Source organism: Streptomyces cinerochromogenes, assembly GCF_014648635.1.
GTDB classification, from domain to species: domain Bacteria; phylum Actinomycetota; class Actinomycetes; order Streptomycetales; family Streptomycetaceae; genus Streptomyces; species Streptomyces cinerochromogenes.
In genome coordinates this window covers 89766-107313 of the sequence record NZ_BMRM01000016.1, presented here as the reverse complement: position 1 = coordinate 107313, position 17548 = coordinate 89766, and the positions used below count along the sequence as shown (strand labels likewise).

Annotated in this window: 11 protein-coding genes and 1 pseudogene; 7 read left to right on the top strand and 5 right to left on the bottom strand. The window is 73.1% G+C overall.

What is annotated here, in order from left to right; all coding sequences use genetic code 11:
* Positions 1-67: 67 nt before the first annotated feature.
* From IEZ20_RS28315 to IEZ20_RS28305, 3 genes are all read right to left on the bottom strand, one after another.
* Positions 68-1531: a glutamate synthase subunit beta gene (locus IEZ20_RS28315; RefSeq protein WP_189303862.1), complete on the bottom strand. Its 1464-nt coding sequence runs from the start codon at positions 1529-1531 to the stop codon at positions 68-70.
* Positions 1524-6122 carry a glutamate synthase large subunit gene (gene gltB / locus IEZ20_RS28310; RefSeq protein ID WP_189303860.1) on the bottom strand — a complete coding sequence of 1533 codons (4599 nt, stop codon included), beginning with the start codon at positions 6120-6122 and terminating at the stop codon, positions 1524-1526. Before gltB ends, IEZ20_RS28315 begins: the two co-directional genes overlap by 8 nt.
* Positions 6123-6531: 409 nt before the next feature.
* Positions 6532-7263 (bottom strand): VIT1/CCC1 transporter family protein, encoded by a 732-nt coding sequence (locus IEZ20_RS28305; protein ID WP_189303858.1) that lies wholly within the window; start codon positions 7261-7263, stop codon positions 6532-6534.
* 262 nt (positions 7264-7525) lie between these two features.
* Here IEZ20_RS28305 and IEZ20_RS28300 point away from each other — a divergent pair.
* The 7 genes and pseudogenes from IEZ20_RS28300 to IEZ20_RS28270 all read left to right on the top strand — a co-directional run.
* A pseudogene (locus IEZ20_RS28300) lies at positions 7526-8712 on the top strand (ADP-ribosylglycohydrolase family protein); the annotation flags it as partial.
* Positions 8713-8940: 228 nt separating this feature from the next.
* Complete coding sequence (locus tag IEZ20_RS28295) at positions 8941-10059, top strand: ADP-ribosylglycohydrolase family protein (RefSeq protein ID WP_189303856.1); 1119 nt, start codon at positions 8941-8943, stop codon at positions 10057-10059.
* Between the two features lie 8 nt (positions 10060-10067).
* Positions 10068-11273 carry an ADP-ribosylglycohydrolase family protein gene (locus tag IEZ20_RS28290; RefSeq protein ID WP_229896292.1) on the top strand — a complete coding sequence of 402 codons (1206 nt, stop codon included), beginning with the start codon at positions 10068-10070 and terminating at the stop codon, positions 11271-11273.
* Positions 11261-12622, top strand: a complete 1362-nt coding sequence (locus IEZ20_RS28285; RefSeq protein WP_189303854.1) for an ADP-ribosylglycohydrolase family protein — start codon at positions 11261-11263, stop codon at positions 12620-12622. Before IEZ20_RS28290 ends, IEZ20_RS28285 begins: the two co-directional genes overlap by 13 nt.
* The gene (gene rbsK, locus IEZ20_RS28280; protein ID WP_189303852.1) at positions 12619-13512 is read left to right on the top strand and encodes a ribokinase; all 894 of its coding nucleotides are present in this window, start codon (positions 12619-12621) and stop codon (positions 13510-13512) included. The genes IEZ20_RS28285 and rbsK overlap by 4 nt, the downstream gene beginning before the upstream one ends.
* Positions 13509-14714 (top strand): CaiB/BaiF CoA transferase family protein, encoded by a 1206-nt coding sequence (locus IEZ20_RS28275; RefSeq protein WP_189303850.1) that lies wholly within the window; start codon positions 13509-13511, stop codon positions 14712-14714. The genes rbsK and IEZ20_RS28275 overlap by 4 nt, the downstream gene beginning before the upstream one ends.
* Positions 14711-15523, top strand: coding sequence for an HpcH/HpaI aldolase/citrate lyase family protein (locus tag IEZ20_RS28270; protein WP_189303848.1), 813 nt, complete (start codon positions 14711-14713; stop codon positions 15521-15523). Before IEZ20_RS28275 ends, IEZ20_RS28270 begins: the two co-directional genes overlap by 4 nt.
* A 91-nt stretch (positions 15524-15614) precedes the next feature.
* Here IEZ20_RS28270 and lgt read toward each other — a convergent pair whose 3' ends face one another.
* Both lgt and IEZ20_RS28260 read right to left on the bottom strand, forming a co-directional pair.
* On the bottom strand, positions 15615-16610 hold the full coding sequence (lgt, locus tag IEZ20_RS28265; protein WP_189303847.1) for a prolipoprotein diacylglyceryl transferase: 996 nt from the start codon (positions 16608-16610) through the stop codon (positions 15615-15617).
* Between the two features lie 82 nt (positions 16611-16692).
* Entirely contained in the window at positions 16693-17466 is a 774-nt protein-coding gene (locus IEZ20_RS28260) for a DsbA family protein (RefSeq protein ID WP_189303845.1), read from the bottom strand.
* Between the last annotated feature and the right edge of the window lie 82 nt (positions 17467-17548).

Here is a 17548-nt window from a genome sequence, read left to right as displayed (position 1 = left end):
GCCGTTCATGTTCCGTACGCCTTTGTACGGGACGTCTGTGAGGGACCTGGGGTCCCTTGTGGGGGCGTCAGACCGCGAGCGCGCGGTCCGTCGGGCGGATCGGGGCCGGCAGGTCGCTGGCTCCGGTCAGGAAGCGGTCGACCCCGCGGGCGGCCGAGCGGCCCTCCGCGATCGCCCACACGATGAGGGACTGTCCGCGGCCGGCGTCACCGGCGACGAACACACCCGGCACGTTGGTCTGGAAGTCGGCGTCGCGGGCGATGTTACCGCGCTCGTCGAGGTCCAGACCAAACTGCTCGACCAGGCCGTTCTCCCGGTCGGTGCCGGTGAAGCCCATGGCGAGGGTGACCAGCTGGGCCGGGATCTTGCGCTCGGTGCCCGGCTTCGGGGTCAGCCTGCCGTCCACGAACTCGACCTCGGTGAGGTGCAGCCACTGGACGTTGCCGTCCTCGTCGCCCTCGAAGTGGGTGGTGGAGACCGAGTAGACCCGGTCGCCGCCCTCCTCGTGGGCGCTGGTGACCTTGTAGAGCATCGGGAAGGTCGGCCAGGGCTGGTTGGTCGGGTGCCGCTCGTCGCTCGGGCGGGGCATGATCTCCAGCTGGGTGACGGAGGCCGCGCCCTGGCGGTGGGCGGTGCCCACGCAGTCCGCGCCGGTGTCACCGCCGCCGATCACGACGACGTGCTTGCCCTCGGCCGAGATCGGCGCGGTGACGTAGTCGCCCTCCTGGACCTTGTTGGCCAGGGGCAGGTACTCCATCGCCTGGTAGACGCCCGTCAGCTCCCGGCCGGGGACCGGCAGGTCACGGGCGGTCGTCGCGCCGGCGGCGATGACGATCGCGTCGTACCGCTTCTTCAGGTCGCGGGCGTTGATGTCGCGGCCGATCTCCACACCGGTGCGGAAGCGGGTGCCCTCCGCGCGCATCTGCTCGATACGGCGGTTGATGTGCCGCTTCTCCATCTTGAACTCGGGGATGCCGTACCGGAGGAGGCCTCCGATGCGGTCCGCGCGCTCGTAGACGGCGACCGTGTGGCCGGCCCGGGTCAGCTGCTGGGCGGCGGCGAGACCCGCGGGGCCCGAGCCGATGACCGCGACCGTCTTGCCGGACAGGCGCTCGGGGATCTGCGGGGCGACGTCCCCGGTCTCCCACGCCTTGTCGATGATCGAGACCTCGACGTTCTTGATGGTGACCGGCGGCTGGTTGATGCCGAGCACGCACGCCGACTCGCAGGGGGCCGGGCAGAGACGACCGGTGAACTCCGGAAAGTTGTTGGTCGCGTGCAGGCGCTCCTGCGCGGCCGACCAGTCCTCGCGGTAGGCGTAGTCGTTCCACTCGGGGATCAGGTTCCCCAGCGGACAGCCGTTGTGGCAGAACGGGATGCCGCAGTCCATGCAGCGGCTGGCCTGCTTGCTGATGATCGGCAGCAGGGAGCCGGGGACGTAGACCTCGTTCCAGTCCTTGACCCGCTCGGCGACGGGGCGGGTCTTGGCGACCTCACGGCCGTGGTTCAGGAAGCCCTTCGGGTCAGCCATTGATCGCCGCCTCCATCATCTTCTCGGTGATCTCGGTCTCGGAGAGACCGGCTCGCTCGGCGGCGTCCTTGGCGGCGAGCACTGCCTTGTACGTGCTGGGGATGATCTTGCTGAACCGCTCCACGGCCGTGTCCCAGTCGGCGAGCAGCTTCTCGGCGACCGTCGAGCCGGTCTCCTCGGCGTGGCGGCGCACCACGTCGTGCAGCCACTGCCTGTCCGTCTCGTCCAGCGCCTCGACGGACCCGGCGTTGCCGGCGTTGACGTTGTCGCGGTCGAGGTCGATGACGTAGGCGACACCGCCGGACATGCCCGCCGCGAAGTTGCGGCCGGTCGGGCCGAGGACGACCGCGTGACCGCCGGTCATGTACTCGCAGCCGTGGTCGCCCACGCCCTCGGAGACGACCAGCGCGCCGGAGTTGCGGACGCAGAACCGCTCACCGGTACGGCCGCGCAGGAACAGTTCGCCGCCGGTGGCGCCGTAGGCGATGGTGTTGCCGGCGATGGTCGAGTACTCGGCGAGGTGGTCGGCGGCCCGGTCCGGGCGGACGACGATCCGGCCGCCGGAGAGGCCCTTGCCCACGTAGTCGTTGGCGTCGCCCTCCAGGCGCAGCGTGACGCCGCGCGGCAGGAACGCGCCGAAGGACTGGCCCGCGGAGCCGGTGAAGGTGATGTCGATGGTGTCGTCGGGCAGGCCCGCGCCGCCGAACTTCTTCGTCACCTCGTGGCCGAGCATGGTGCCGACCGTGCGGTTGATGTTGCGGATGGCGACCTGGGCGCGCACGGGCTGGGCCTCGGTCGCGTCGCCCGCGGCCAGGGCGTCGGCGGCGAGCTTGATCAGCTCGTTGTCCAGGGCCTTCTCCAGACCGTGGTCCTGGGCGACGATCCGGTGGCGGACGGCGCCCTCGGGCAGGTCCGGGACGTGGAACAGCGGCTCCAGGTCCAGGCCCTGCGCCTTCCAGTGGTCGACGGCGCGCTCGACGTCCAGCACCTCGGCGTGGCCGACGGCCTCCTCGATGGAGCGGAAGCCCAGCTCGGCCAGCAGCTCGCGGACCTCCTCGGCGATGAACCGGAAGAAGTTCACCACGTGCTCGGCCTTGCCGGCGAAGCGGTCGCGCAGGGTCGGGTTCTGGGTGGCGATGCCGACCGGGCAGGTGTCCAGGTGGCAGACGCGCATCATCACGCAGCCGGAGACGACGAGCGGGGCGGTCGCGAAACCGAACTCCTCGGCACCGAGCAGCGCGGCGATGATCACGTCACGGCCGGTCTTCAGCTGGCCGTCGGTCTGGACGACGATGCGGTCGCGCAGGCCGTTGAGCAGCAGGGTCTGCTGGGTCTCGGCGAGGCCCAGCTCCCAGGGGCCGCCCGCGTGCTTCAGCGAGGTGAGCGGGGAGGCGCCCGTACCGCCGTCGTGACCGGAGATGAGCACGACGTCCGCGTGCGCCTTGGACACACCGGCGGCGACCGTGCCGACACCGACCTCGGAGACCAGCTTCACGTGGATCCGCGCCTGCGGATTCGCGTTCTTCAGGTCGTGGATCAGCTGGGCCAGGTCCTCGATGGAGTAGATGTCGTGGTGCGGCGGCGGCGAGATCAGGCCGACGCCCGGCGTCGAGTGCCGGGTCTTGGCGACCCACGGGTAGACCTTGTGGCCGGGCAGCTGGCCGCCCTCGCCGGGCTTGGCGCCCTGGGCCATCTTGATCTGGATGTCGTCCGCGTTGACCAGGTACTCCGAGGTCACGCCGAAGCGGCCGGAGGCGACCTGCTTGATCGCCGAGCGGCGCGCCGGGTCGTACAGGCGCTCCGGGTCCTCGCCGCCCTCACCGGTGTTGGACTTGCCGCCCAGCTGGTTCATGGCGATGGCGAGGGTCTCGTGCGCCTCCTTGGAGATGGAGCCGTACGACATCGCGCCCGTCGAGAACCGCTTGACGATCTCGGAGACCGGCTCGACCTCGTCGACCGGGATCGGCTGACGGTCGGACTTGAAGCCGAACAGGCCGCGCAGCGTCATCAGGCGCTCGGACTGCTCGTTCACCCGCTCGGTGTACTTCTTGAAGATGTCGAAGCGGCCGGTGCGCGTGGAGTGCTGGAGGCGGAAGACCGTCTCCGGGTCGAACAGGTGCGGCTCGCCCTCGCGGCGCCACTGGTACTCGCCGCCGATCTCCAGCGCGCGGTGCGCGGGAGCGATGCCGGAGGCCGGGTAGGCCTTGGCGTGGCGGGCGGCGACCTCCTGGGCGATGACGTCGATGCCGACGCCGCCGATCTTGGTGGCGGTGCCGTCGAAGTACTTCTCCACGAAGGCCTCGTCGAGGCCGACGGCCTCGAAGACCTGGGCGCCGCGGTAGGAGGCGACGGTGGAGATGCCCATCTTGGACATGACCTTCAGGACGCCCTTGCCGAGGGCGTAGATCAGGTTCTTGATGGCCTTCTCGGGCTCCAGGCCATTGAGGAAGGTGCCCGCGCGCAGCAGGTCCTCGACGGACTCCATCGCCAGGTACGGGTTGACGGCGGCGGCGCCGTAGCCGATGAGCAGGGCGACGTGGTGGACCTCGCGGACGTCGCCGGCCTCGACCAGCAGGCCCACCTGGGTGCGCTGCTTGGTGCGGATGAGGTGGTGGTGGACGGCCGCGGTGAGCAGCAGCGACGGGATCGGCGCGTGCTCGGCGTCGGAGTGGCGGTCCGACAGGACGATCAGGCGGGCGCCGTTCTCGATCGCCGCGTCGGCCTCGGCGCAGATCTCCTCGATGCGGGCGGCGAGCGCGTCACCGCCGCCGGAGACCCGGTACAGGCCGGACAGGGTCGCGGCCTTGAAGCCGGGCATGTCGCCGTCGGCGTTGATGTGGATGAGCTTGGCAAGCTCGTCGTTGTCGATCACCGGGAAGGGCAGGGTGACCGAGCGGCAGGAGGCGGCCGTCGGGTCCAGCAGGTTGCCCTCCGGGCCCAGCGACGAGCGCAGGGAGGTGACCAGCTCCTCGCGGATCGCGTCCAGCGGCGGGTTGGTGACCTGCGCGAACAGCTGGGTGAAGTAGTCGAAGAGCAGCCGCGGGCGCTCGGACAGGGCCGCGATCGGCGAGTCCGTGCCCATGGAGCCGATCGGCTCGGCAGCGGTGCGGGCCATCGGGGCGAGGATGACGCGCAGCTCCTCCTCGGTGTACCCGAAGGTCTGCTGGCGGCGGGTGACCGAGGCGTGGGTGTGGACGATGTGCTCGCGCTCGGGCAGGTCGCCCAGCTCGATCTCGCCGGCCTCCAGCCACTCGGCGTACGGCTTCTCGGCGGCCAGGGCCGCCTTGATCTCGTCGTCCTCGACGATGCGGTGCTCGGCGGTGTCGACGAGGAACATGCGGCCGGGCTGCAGGCGGCCCTTGCGGACGACCTTGGCCGGGTCGATGTCGAGGACGCCGACCTCGGAGCCGAGGACGACGAGGCCGTCGTCGGTGACCCAGTAGCGGCCGGGGCGCAGACCGTTGCGGTCGAGCACGGCGCCGACCTGGGTGCCGTCGGTGAAGGTGACGCAGGCGGGGCCGTCCCAGGGCTCCATCATCGTGGAGTGGAACTGGTAGAAGGCGCGCCGGGCCGGGTCCATGGAGTCGTGGTTCTCCCACGCCTCCGGGATCATCATCAGCACGGAGTGCGGCAGCGAACGGCCGCCCAGGTGCAGCAGCTCCAGGACCTCGTCGAAGGAGGCGGAGTCGGAGGCGTCCGGCGTACAGACCGGGAAGATGCGCTCCAGCCCCTTCTCGGAGGAACCGAACAGGTCGGAGACCAGCTGCGACTCGCGGGCGCGCATCCAGTTGCGGTTGCCCTTGACGGTGTTGATCTCACCGTTGTGCGCGACGAAGCGGTACGGGTGCGCGAGCGGCCACGACGGGAAGGTGTTCGTGGAGAACCGGGAGTGCACGAGCGCGATCGCGGAGGCGAAGCGGCGGTCGGACAGGTCCGGGAAGAAGGGCTCCAGCTGGCCGGTGGTCAGCATGCCCTTGTAGACGATCGTCCGGGCGGACAGGGACGGGAAGTACACCCCGGCCTCGCGCTCGGCGCGCTTGCGCAGCACGAACGCCCTGCGGTCCAGCGCGATGCCCTCGCTGGCGCGGTCGGTCACGAAGATCTGCCGGAACAGCGGCATGGTGGAGCGGGCGGTGGCACCCAGCAGCTCGGGGGCGACCGGGACCTCGCGCCAGCCGAGGACGGTCAGGCCCTCTTCGCTCGCGATCGTCTCGATACGTGAGACGGCGTCCTCGGCACCCTCCTCCGGCAGGAACGCGATGCCTACCGCATAGGCACCGGCCGCGGGAAGGTCGAATCCGGCCACCTCGCGCAGGAAGGCGTCCGGCACCTGGGAGAGGATGCCCGCGCCGTCACCGGAGTCGGGCTCGGAGCCGGTGGCGCCACGGTGCTCCAGGTTGCGCAGGACGGTGAGGGCCTGCTCGACCAGGGTGTGGGACGCCTCGCCGGTGAGGGTGGCGACGAAACCGACGCCGCACGCGTCGTGTTCGTTGCGGGGGTCGTACATACCCTGCGCAGCAGGGCGAGCATCCATGAACGACCAGTTCTGGCCGTTCTCGGAATGCTGGGACGGCTGGCGCGGCGTACGCATCGGCTCTCCCGTCGTCGTCATGTGGCATGTGGCAGGTGCCGAGGGACGACGTTGGCCCTCTGCGTGAGATCTGCTAGGAGATCGCGCGAGATCTACTAGGAGATCAAAATTTCGTGCAGGTTACATGATGGAGCGATTCTCGGGAAGCGGATACACCGTTCCAGCATGCGGACGCCGCGGGGTGCGCGGGCGGGGGTGGCGCGCGGCCTCGTGGCAAGAAGTATGAGGGACCAAATCAGGACAGATCAATGCCTGTCGGTCCGCAATTCGGGGCGGGCGTCCTCGCTCGCCCCAGGGGTGCGGCAGGCGTCATTGCCCACAGCGCTTACGGCTCATGCCCGGTGGTCGAGGATTCGAAACCAGCGAGTAACGGGTACGTATGCGGCCCATCGCATAGGTACCGGTCGGGCTATCCTACGGCCGTTCCGAACAACGTGCCCAGGGCGTACGTCACACCGGCCGCCGCACCACCGAGCGCCAGCTGCCGCAGACCGCTGAACCACCAGGTCCGCGCGGTCACCTTGGCCACGACGGCACCGCAGGCGAAGAGCCCGACCAGGGCGAGGAGCACGGCGGGCCACAGCACACTGGCGCCGAGCAGGTACGGCAGGACGGGCAGCAGGGCGCCGAGGGCGAACGCACCGAAGGACGACACGGCGGCGACCAGCGGCGAGGGCAGATCCCCGGGGTCGATGCCCAGCTCCTCACGGGCGTGGATCTCCAGGGCCTGCTCGGGGTCCTTGGACAGCTGCCGGGCCACCTGACGGGCCAGCTCCGGCTCGACCCCGCGCGCCATGTACAGCGCGGCCAGCTCGTCCTCCTCGTCCTGCGGGTGCCGGCGCAGCTCACGGCGTTCGACGTCGAGCTCGGCCTCGACGAGTTCCCGCTGGGAGGCGACGGAGGTGTACTCGCCGGCCGCCATGGAGAAGGCGCCCGCGGCGAGGCCGGCGAGGCCGGTGAGGACAATGGTCTGCTGACCCACGGATCCGCCGGCCACGCCCGTCATCAGGGCGAGGTTGGAGACCAGGCCGTCCATCGCGCCGAAGACGGCGGGCCGCAGCCAGCCGCCGTTCACATCCCGGTGGGTGTGGTTGTCGCGGTGCGCCTCGTGCAGCGCGGCCTCGGTTTCGATGATGGCCATGCGGGCCCCCCAGGGAAGCTTAGCCAAAGCTAACTTTGGACGAGTTCTACTTTTCGACAACGCTGAACTTACGCCTTTCCTTCCCTCCGCGCCAGCAAGGAAAGGCTGGGCTAACCTGCGCTTTTCCTTGCAGGCGCTCACATGCGCGAGAGATGGCTCAGTTGCCGAGCGGGTGACAGAAGAGGTCCTGACGCTCACCCTGCCCCCTCCCGGGGGACACATCCGCAAAGGGTCCCCGCGACCCCGCCGAAGGAGGCCGTCCATGGCATCGATCGCCTGCACTCCCCCGGTCCCGGCGCCCGAGGAGGCCGCCGGACTCCGTGAGCGGGCCCGCGGCGCGCTGCTCGGCCTGGCCGTCGGGGACGCGCTCGGGGCCCCGGCGGAGAACCTCAAACCCTCCGAGATCCGCGCCCGCTGGGGCCGGATCACCGGGTACGTCGCCGAGCGCCCCCAGGGCACGGACGACACCGAGTACGCGATCTTCTCGGGACTGCTGCTGGCCCGGCACGGCTCGGCGCTCACCCCGGCGGATGCGGAGGCGGCCTGGCACGAGTGGATCGCCGACCGGGCCGAGGGTCCCTTCCGCGGCGCGGGCTTCAGCGAGCGGGGCACCCTGGAGAACCTCCGCCGCGGCCTCGCCGCCCCCATCTCCGCCCAGCACCGGCACGCCTGGAGCGACGGCCTCGCCATGCGGGCGGCGCCCTTCGGCGTCTTCGCGGCCGGACGCCCCGCCGAGGCGGCCCGGCTGGTGGCCGTCGACGGCTCGGTCAGCCACGAGGGCGAGGGCATCTACGGCGGCCAGGCGGTCGCGGCGGGGGTGGCGGCGGCGATGACCGGCGCCACGGTACCGGTGGTGATCGCCGCCGCCCTCGCGGTCGTCCCGGACGACTCCTGGACGGCCCGCTCCCTGCGGCGTGCGGTGGCGGTGGCCCACCGCGGCGAACGCGCGGTCCGGTCCGCCGTCGTCATCGGCGGCTACCCGTGGACCGACCTGGCCCCCGAAGCGGTCGCCCTCGCCTTCGGCGCGTACGCGGCGGCCGACGGCGACTTCCGGGAGTCGGTCCTGACCGCCGTCAACATGGGCCGCGACGCGGACACCACGGCGGCCGTGGCGGGTGCCCTCTCCGGTGCGACGCTCGGCCTCTGCGCGATCCCCGCCGCCTGGGCCTCCGCCATCGGCCCGGCCCGGGGGCGCTGCCTACCGTCGATGGCCGGCCACCACGTGCTGGAGGTGGCGGACCTGCTGGTGGAGGCGGCGGAGAGGGAGACCGGGGAGACGGTGGCGGCGGCCGGTCCCCGCCCGTCCCTGCCGGCCACCCCCCAGCCCACCGAACTCCCCCCACCCCCCGCCTCCGCCTCCCGGTCCGCGGACCCGCCGGCGGGAGCGGCGGACAACGAATCCGGGAAGGCGGTGACGCACCCCCTTCCGCCCCCGGTCACCACCCAGCCGAGCGAACCCCTCCCGCCCCCGGTCACCACCCAGCCGGCCGAGCCGCTCCCCCTCCCGGCCGCCACCCCGCCCACGGAACTCCCCCCAGCCCCAGCCCAAGCCCCGGCCCCGGGCCCGGCCCCCGCCTCCCGGTCCCCCGAGCCCCGGGTGGAGGGCCGGGGGGCCGGGAAGCGGAGCCCCCTGGTCGGGGCCGGTAACGCGGGGCAGGGCGACGGTGAGGGGCGGGTATGAGCGCGCGCCGCATCGAGGGACTCCTGCTCGGCCTCGCCGCGGGAGACGCCGCCGGCTGGCCCGCGGCACGCCACCGCGCCGTCCGGATGCCCGAGTGGACCCGCCGCCTCACACGGGAACTGGACACCTTCGCCGAGCAGAACGCCACCACCACCCTCCCGGTGCCGATCGCCCTCAACCAGCCCCCCGAACCCCTCCGCCTCGGCCCCTCCGACGACGCCGAGTGGGCGGCTTTCGCCGCGGAGGCGGTCCTCAGGGCCGGCGACGACGACGTCCTCGGCGACCTCAGCCGGGCCCGCCGTATGCGCGCCGCCATCGACCTCACCTGGACCGCCGTCGCCTCCGAGGTCGCCGCCGCCGCGGACCGCGCCCCGGAGATCGAGTCCGCCGTCCTCCCCCTGCGCGCCCGCATCTCCGTCCGGGCCGGCCTCGGCAACCTCGCCACCGGCCTGCGCCCGCCCGCCACCGGACACGACAACCCGCACTACTTCGACGACGCGGCCTGCGTCCGCGCCTGCGTCCTCGCCGTGGCCCACCCCGGCGACCCGCGACAGGCCGCCGGCCTCGCCGAGTTCGACGCCCGCTACACCCAGGACGGCGACGGTGTGCACGGCGCCCGCGCCATGGCGGCGGCCCTCTCCCTCGCCCTCGCCGACGCGGACACCGACACCTGTGTGACCGCCGCCCTCGCCGAGCTGCCCGCCGACACGGAGATCGGCCGCAACACCCGTCACGCCCTCGCCCTGGCCGAGGACAGCGAGTCCGCCTTCGCCCTCGTCCCCCTCCTGGAACACCAGATCGTCGACCACGTCTACAGCTACGGCATCGCCGCCGCCGAGACCGTCCCCGTCGCGCTCGCCCTGGCCACCGCCGCCCGGGGCCGCATCGCCGAGGCGGTACCGGCCGCCGCCTGCCTGTCCCGGGTCGCCGACTCCGCCCCCGCCCTGGCGGGCGCCCTCACCGGTGCCCTCGGCGGTGGCGCGGCCGTCCCGGAGACCTGGCGGGACGCCTGCCGCGTCCTGCCCGGCTGCACCCTGCCCCGCCTCACCGGCACCGACCTGGTGGAACTCGCCGGACTCCTGGAAGCCGTACAACCGGCCCGCCCAGGAGGATGATTCGGGGCATGGCACCCGAAGAGCCCGCACAAGCCCGACCTCCGAAGAAACTCGGCCAAACCTCCTCGTACACCCTCGCCGACCGCATCACCGCCGCCCTGGTCGGAGCCGCCGTCGGCGACGCCCTCGGCGGTCCGGTCGAGGGCTACACCCCCGAGCAGATCACCGAGCGCCACGGCGGCCGCGTACGCGGCATCGTCGGCCCCTGGCACGGCGACGCCTGGCGCACCGCCCGCCCCATCGCGCCGTACCACAAGGGCGACGGCCACGTCACCGACGACACCCTGATGACGCACGCGCTGATCCGGGTCTACGACCGCGTCCGCGACCACCTCGACGCCTACGCGGTCGCCGACCACCTGGTCCCGGACCTGATGACCAACCCGCGCTGGATCCCCGAGCTGGAGGCGGAGGCCCTGCCCCTGCACCGGCTCTTCCTCGCCGAGAAGTGGCTGGTGGCACGGCTCGCCTACGGTCACACCGACCCCCGGGAGGCGGGCGTCGGCAACATCGTCAACTGCGGCGCCGCGATGTACATGGCCCCGGTCGGCCTGGTCAACGCGGCCAACCCGGCCGGCGCCTACGCCGAGGCGCTGGACATCGCGGGCGCGCACCAGTCGTCGTACGGCCGTGAGGCGGCCGGGGTCCTCGCCGCCGCCGTGGCCGCCGCGGCCGGACCCGGCGCGACCCCGGACTCGGTGGTGGCCGCCTGCCTGTCCCTGGCCAGGGACGGCACCCGCACGGCGATCGAGAAGGTCTGCGAAGTCGCCGCCCGGCACCGGGACTTCGAGTCGGCGCTCGGCCCGCTGCGCGCGGCGGTGGCCCCGTACGACACCGTCGGCCCGGACTACCGCGCCCCCTCCCTCGCCGCCCGCCGCCCCTCCCGGCTGCACTCCGTCGAGGAACTCCCCGTCGCCCTGGGCATGCTGGTCGTCTCCGGCGGCGACTACCGGCACGCCGTGCTCGGCTCGGTCAACTACGGCCGTGACTGCGACTCGATCGCCACGATGGCCGGTGCCCTCGCGGGCGCGCTCGGCTCGCCCCCTCCCGAGGAGTGGGCGAAGACGGTCGCCGACGCCAGCCGCCTGGACCTGTGGGCGCCGGCCCGGACGCTCACCGAGGTCACGCACGAGATCTTCGACCGGGACGTCCGCCGCCGACGCGCCCACGAGGAGGCGTTCACCGCACTCGGAGGCCGCCCGTGCTCCGACTGACCTGGGTCCAGCCGGAGGACCTGCTGGGCCACGAGCTGCGCCAGGCCCGGCTGGACGGGCGCGAGCCGAAGGCGATCGAGGCGCGCTGGCGTGCGGCGGGCGGCCCGGACGCCCCCGAGCGGGCGGGCGCGTCCGCGCACCGGGCGTCCCGCTATCTGCGGCTGCTGGCCGAGGACCTGCTGGACGAACTCGCCGACCTGCCCAGCCGCTTCGCCGAGGACGAACCGACGGACCTGGCCCGCATCCGGTCCCAGTGCCCGCACTGGCCCACCGGACGGTCCGCCACCGCACCGGACCCGCGCGCCCTGGAGGCCGCCTGGCTCGGCCGGGCCGTCGGCTGCCTCCTCGGCAAACCGGTGGAGAAGCTCCCCCTGGACGGCATCCGCGCCCTCGCCCGGGCCGCCGGCAACTGGCCCCTCACCACCTACTTCACCGGCAGAGGAGTCCCCGAAGAGCTGCTGCGCGCACACCCCTGGAACCGCCGATCCGCCGCCACCTCCCTCGCCGAGAACATCGACGGCATGCCCCAGGACGACGACCTCGACTACCCCCTGCTCAACCTCCTCCTGCTGCAGCGCCACGGCAGGGACTTCACCACCGACGACGTCGCCCGGCTCTGGCTCGAGGAACTCCCGCCCGGCCGCGCCTTCACCGCCGAACGCGTCGCGTACCGCAACCTCCTCGCCGGTGTCGAACCCCCGCACACGGCCCGCCACCGCAACCCGTTCCGCGAGTGGATCGGCGCCCTGATCCGCGCGGACATGCACGGCTGGACCAACCCCGGCGACCCGGCCGCCGCCGCCGGACAGGCGCACCGCGACGCGGTGCTCACCCACACCGCCAACGGCGTCTACGCGGCGATGTTCACGGCCGCCGTCATCGCCGCGGCCGCCACCGGCACCCATGACGTCCACGCCTGCCTGCGCACCGGCCGCACGGTGGTCCCGGCCCGCTCCCGCCTGGCGAAGGCGATCGACCACGCCGTCCGCCTGGCCACGACGACCGGTGACTTCGACGACGTGGTGGACGAACTCCACGCCGCCCACGGGCCCGGCCACCACTGGGTCCACGCCGTCCCCAACACCGCGCTGACCGTCGCCGCCCTCACCCACGCCGACGGCGACTTCACCGGCTCCGTCTGCCGTGCCGTGTCGGGCGGCTGGGACACCGACTCCAACGGCGCGACCGCCGGCAGCATCGCCGGTCTCCTCGCCGGCACCCCCGACGCGCTCCCCGACCGCTGGCGGGTCCCGCTGAAGAACCGGCTCGCCACCACCGTCGCCGACTTCGACGGCACCGGCTTCGACACCCTCGCCCACCTCACCCACCTGGAGGCGGTCCGCCCATGACCCACATCGCCGTCCTCGGCAGCACCAACATGGACCTCGTCACCTACGTCGCCAAGGCCCCGCAGCGCGGGGAGACCGTGACCGGACGGGAGTTCCGGACGATCCCCGGCGGCAAGGGTGCCAACCAGGCGATCGCCGCGGCCCGCGCCGGCGCCACCGTCTCGATGATCGGCGCGGTCGGCAACGACGCCTACGGCGCGCGGCTGCGCGACACCCTCGAACACTCCGGTGTGGACACCGACTTCCTGCGCACCGTGGAAGGGCCGTCCGGCACCGCGCACATCGTGGTGGACGACGAGGGCGGCAACGCGATCGTCGTCATCCCCGGCGCGAACGGCACCGTCGACCACCTCTCCCCCGGCGACGAGCGGGTGATCGCCACCGCCGACGCCCTGCTGCTGCAACTGGAGATCCCGCTGGCCGCCGTCGTCGCGGGCGCGGAGGCGGCCCGCCGGCACGGCGTCCGTACGGTCCTCACCCCGGCCCCGGCCCAGCCGCTTCCGCCCGAACTCCTGCGCGTCACCGACCTGCTGCTGCCGAACGAGTACGAGGCCGTCACCCTCACCGGCCGCACCGACCCGCGCGAGGCGGCGGCCGCCCTGCTGGAGGAGGTGCCGGAGGTCGTCGTCACCCTGGGCGCCACGGGCTGCCTGTACCTGGCCCGGGGCACCGAACCGCTCGTCGTTCCCGCGCCCCGGGTGACCGCCGTGGACTCCACGGGCGCGGGCGACACCTTCGCCGGCGCGCTCGCCGTGGCCTTCGCCGAGGAGAAACCGGTACGGGAGGCCCTGTCCTGGGCGGCCGCCGCGGCGGCGATCTCCGTCCAGCGGGAGGGCGCCTCCGCGTCGATGCCGTACCGTCCGGAGATCGAGGCCCAGTACAGCGCATGAGGACGACGACACGGACCCCCCTCGCCCTGGACGGCCTGCGCGTGCTGGACCTGGCGACCCTCTTCGCCGGGCCGATGGCCGCCACCCTGCTCGGGGACTTCGGCGCCGAGGTGATCAAGGTCGAGCACCCCCGCCGGCCCGACCCGTCCCGGGGCCACGGCCCGGCCAGGGACGGCGTCGGCCTGTGGTGGAAAGTGCTCGGCCGCAACAAGCGGACCCTCACCCTCGACCTGTCCAGGCCCGGCGGCCGGACGACCCTGCTGCGGCTCGCCGCCGGCGCCGACGTGGTGATCGAGAACTTCCGCCCCGGCACCCTGGAGAAATGGGACCTGGGCTGGGCCGAGCTGTCCGCGGCCAACCCCCGGCTGGTGCTCGCCCGGGTCACCGCCTTCGGCCAGTTCGGCCCGTACGCGCGCCGCCCCGGCTTCGGCACCCTCGCGGAGGCGATGAGCGGCTTCGCCGCCGTCACCGGCGAACCGGACGCGCCCCCGACGCTGCCCCCGTTCGGCCTCGCCGACTCCGTCGCGGGCCTCGCGACCGCGTACGCCGTGCTGACGGCACTCGCGGCGCGCGAGCGCACCGGCGCCGGGCAGGTGGTCGACATGGCGATCATCGAACCGATCCTGTCCGTCCTCGGACCCCACCCCACCTGGTACGACCAGCTCGGCTACGTCCAGGAACGCACCGGCAACCGGTCCGCGAACAACGCCCCCCGCAACACGTACCGCACCGCCGACGGCTCCTGGGTCGCCGTCTCCACCTCCGCGCAGTCGGTCGCCGAGCGGGTGCTGCGGCTGGTGGGCCGCCCGGAGCTGACCGAGGAGCCGTGGTTCGCCACCGGCACGGGCCGGGCCGCCCACGCCGGCGTCCTGGACGAGGCGGTCGGCTCCTGGATCGCCGGCCGCACCCGCACCGAGGTGCTCGCCGCCTTCGAGAAGGCGGAGGCCGCGGCGGCACCGGTCCAGGACGTCCGGGACGTGCTGGCGGACCCGCAGTACCAGGCCCTGGACACGGTCACCACCGTGGACGACCCGGAGCTGGGCCCGCTGCGCATGCAGAACGTGCTGTTCCGCCTCTCCGCCACGCCCGGCGCGATCCGCTGGGCCGGCCGTCCGCACGGCGCCGACACGGAGGCCGTGCTCACCGAGCTGGGCCTCGCCCCGGCCGAGATCGCGGCCCTGCGCGCGGAGGGCGCCCTGTGACCGGCTTCCCGCTCACCTGGCTGTACGCCCCCGGCGACCGCCCGCACGTCGTGGCCAAGGCCCTGGCCGCGGGCGCCGACGTGGTGGTGGTCGACCTGGAGGACGCGGTCGCCCCGGACCGCAAGGGGTACGCCCGCGCGGCCACCGCGGAACTCCTCTCGGAGCGCCAGCCGGTTCCGGTGCACGTCCGCGTCAACGCCCCGGACACCCCCTGGGCCGTCGCCGACCTCACCGCCGTGGCCGGCCTGCCGGGGCTGTCCGGGCTACGGCTGCCGAAGGTGACGACCCCGGCCCAGGTACGGCAGGCCGCCGTGGCCACTCCGGTCCCCCTCTACGCGCTGCTGGAGTCGGCCCTCGGCGTGGAGCACGCCTACGCCATCGCCACCGCCCACCCGGCCCTGCGGGGCATCGCCCTGGGCGAGGCGGACCTCCGGGCCGACCTGGGGGTACGGGCCGACGCGGGCCTGGACTGGCCGCGCTCCCGGGTGATCGTCGCCGCGCGTGCGGCGGGGCTGGCCCCGCCGTCCCAGACCGTCCACCCGGACATCCGCGACCTCGACGGCCTGTCCGCCTCCTGCGCCCACGGCCGCGCCCTGGGCTTCCTGGGCCGTGCCGCGATCCACCCCCGCCAGCTGCCGGTGATCGAGCGGGCCTATCTGCCCACGGCGGCGGAGATCGAACACGCCGAGACGGTCGTCAAGGCGGCCTCGGCCGAAGCGGGCGCCCAGGCCCTCCCGGACGGCCGCTTCATCGATGCGGCGGTGGTGGCGATGGCCCGGCGCACGCTGTCCCTGGCGGGCAGGGCGTAGCAGTCGACGGATGGGTGTGCGGGCGCCCGGCCGGTTCGCTGTGCGGCCACCGCCGCCTGGCCGGGCGTCCTCGGTGTCGTGGACCGGGCGGTCAGCTCTTCCGGGCCGACTCCGCCTCGTCCTTCGGCGACTCCTCGGGGTCGCCGGCCTTCTCCTCGCCCGAGGCGACAGCCTGCGCACCCCCGGCCGAACCGGCGGAGGCACCGTCGGCCGGACCATCGGAGGCGACGTCGGCCGGACCGCCGGAGGCATCCTCCGCCGAACCGCCGGAGGCACCCGGTTCCACCACTGCTTCCCGGCCCGGCCGCTTCTTCGCCGACATGACGAAGTACGTCACCGCGAGCAGGAGCACGATCACCGCGGTCCAGACGTTGAGGCGCACGCCGAGGATGTGGTGGGCGTCGTCCACCCGCATGTACTCGATCCAGCCGCGGCCCGCGCAGTACGCGGCGACGTACAGGGCGAACGCCCGGCCATGACCCAGCTTGAAGCGGCGGTCCGCCCAGATGACCAGCAGGCCGACGCCGACACACCACAGGGACTCGTAGAGGAAGGTCGGGTGGTAGTAGCCCGGGACCCGGCCGCCCTCGGAGGAGGTGATGTGCAGCGCCCAGGGCAGATGCGTCTCGTGGCCGTACAGCTCCTGGTTGAACCAGTTGCCCCAGCGGCCGATGGCCTGTGCGAAGGCGATTCCGGGCGCGACGGCGTCGGCGTACGCGGGCATCGGCACGCCCCGGCGCCGCGCGCCGATCCACGCGCCGAGCGCGCCGAGGGCGATCGCGCCCCAGATGCCCAGGCCGCCCTCCCACACCTTGAAGGCGTCCACCCAGTCGCGGCCCTCGCTGAAGTACAGCTCGTAGTCCGTGATCACGTGGTAGAGCCGGCCGCCGACCAGGCCGAACGGCACCGCCCACACGGCGATGTCGGCGACCGTGCCGGGCTGCCCGCCACGGGCGATCCAGCGCTTGTTGCCCAACCAGACGGCGACGAAGACGCCGATGATGATGCAGAAGGCGTAGCCGCGCAGCGGGATGGGGCCGAGGTACAGCACCCCGTGCGACGGGCTGGGGATATAGGCAAGGTTCATGGCAGGTCCGACGCTACCGTGCCGGGCCGTGGGGACGGCAAGCAGCCCGGCTACGGGTCCATAACGGGGGCGTGAGAAACGCTTACCCTCGGTCGGCGGCCTCCACCATCTGCTTGAGCTTGGCCGGGGTCATCGTCTGGTCCTGGTAGATGTTCTTGCCGCCGAGCAGGACCGTGGGCGTGCCGGTGAGGCCGCTGGTCCGGAAGGCCTGGTTGGACTTGTCCACCCAGGCGTCGTGGGTGCCGTTCTTGACGCACGCGCGGAAGGCGGGGGTGTCGAGGCCCTTCACCTTGCCGGCCAGTTCGATCAGCTTGTCGTTGTTGGCGAAGGCGTCGTCGGTCTCCTTCGGCTGGTTCGCGTACAGCACGTCGTGGTAGTCGCGGAACCTGCCGGCGTCCTGGGCGCAGGCCGCGGCGTTGGCGGCGCGCAGCGAGCCGCTGCCGCCGAGGTTGCCGTCGATCAGCCGGACCAGGTGGTACTCGGTTCTGAGCTTGCCGGCGTCGGTCAGTTCGTGGAGTGTCGGGCGGTACGCCACCTCGAAGGCCTGGCAGGCCGGGCAGCGGAAGTCCTCCCAGACGGTGAGCGTCGACTTGGCGCCGTCCTTGCCGACCGGGATGGCGAGGCTGTCCTTGCCCTGCGCGCCCGAGGGTGCCACGGCCGGGCCCGCGCCGGTCTCCTTCTTCTTGCCGGCGTTCGCGGCGAGCACGCCGATCACCGCCGCGAGGCCCAGGACGCAGACGACGCTCGCGCCCACGATCAGCGCGCGCCGTCGCCTCTCCGCGGACTTCTGCTTCTCGCGCTCGACCGCCAGCCGCTCCCGGGCGGTGCGCTTTCCGTCACGGTTCTTCTCGCTCACACCCCCAGAACGAACCGGGGAGGCGCAGCGCGCCTCCCCGGCCCGAGGTCCACCCGTTCGAGTGACCGAACCACCCGGAACA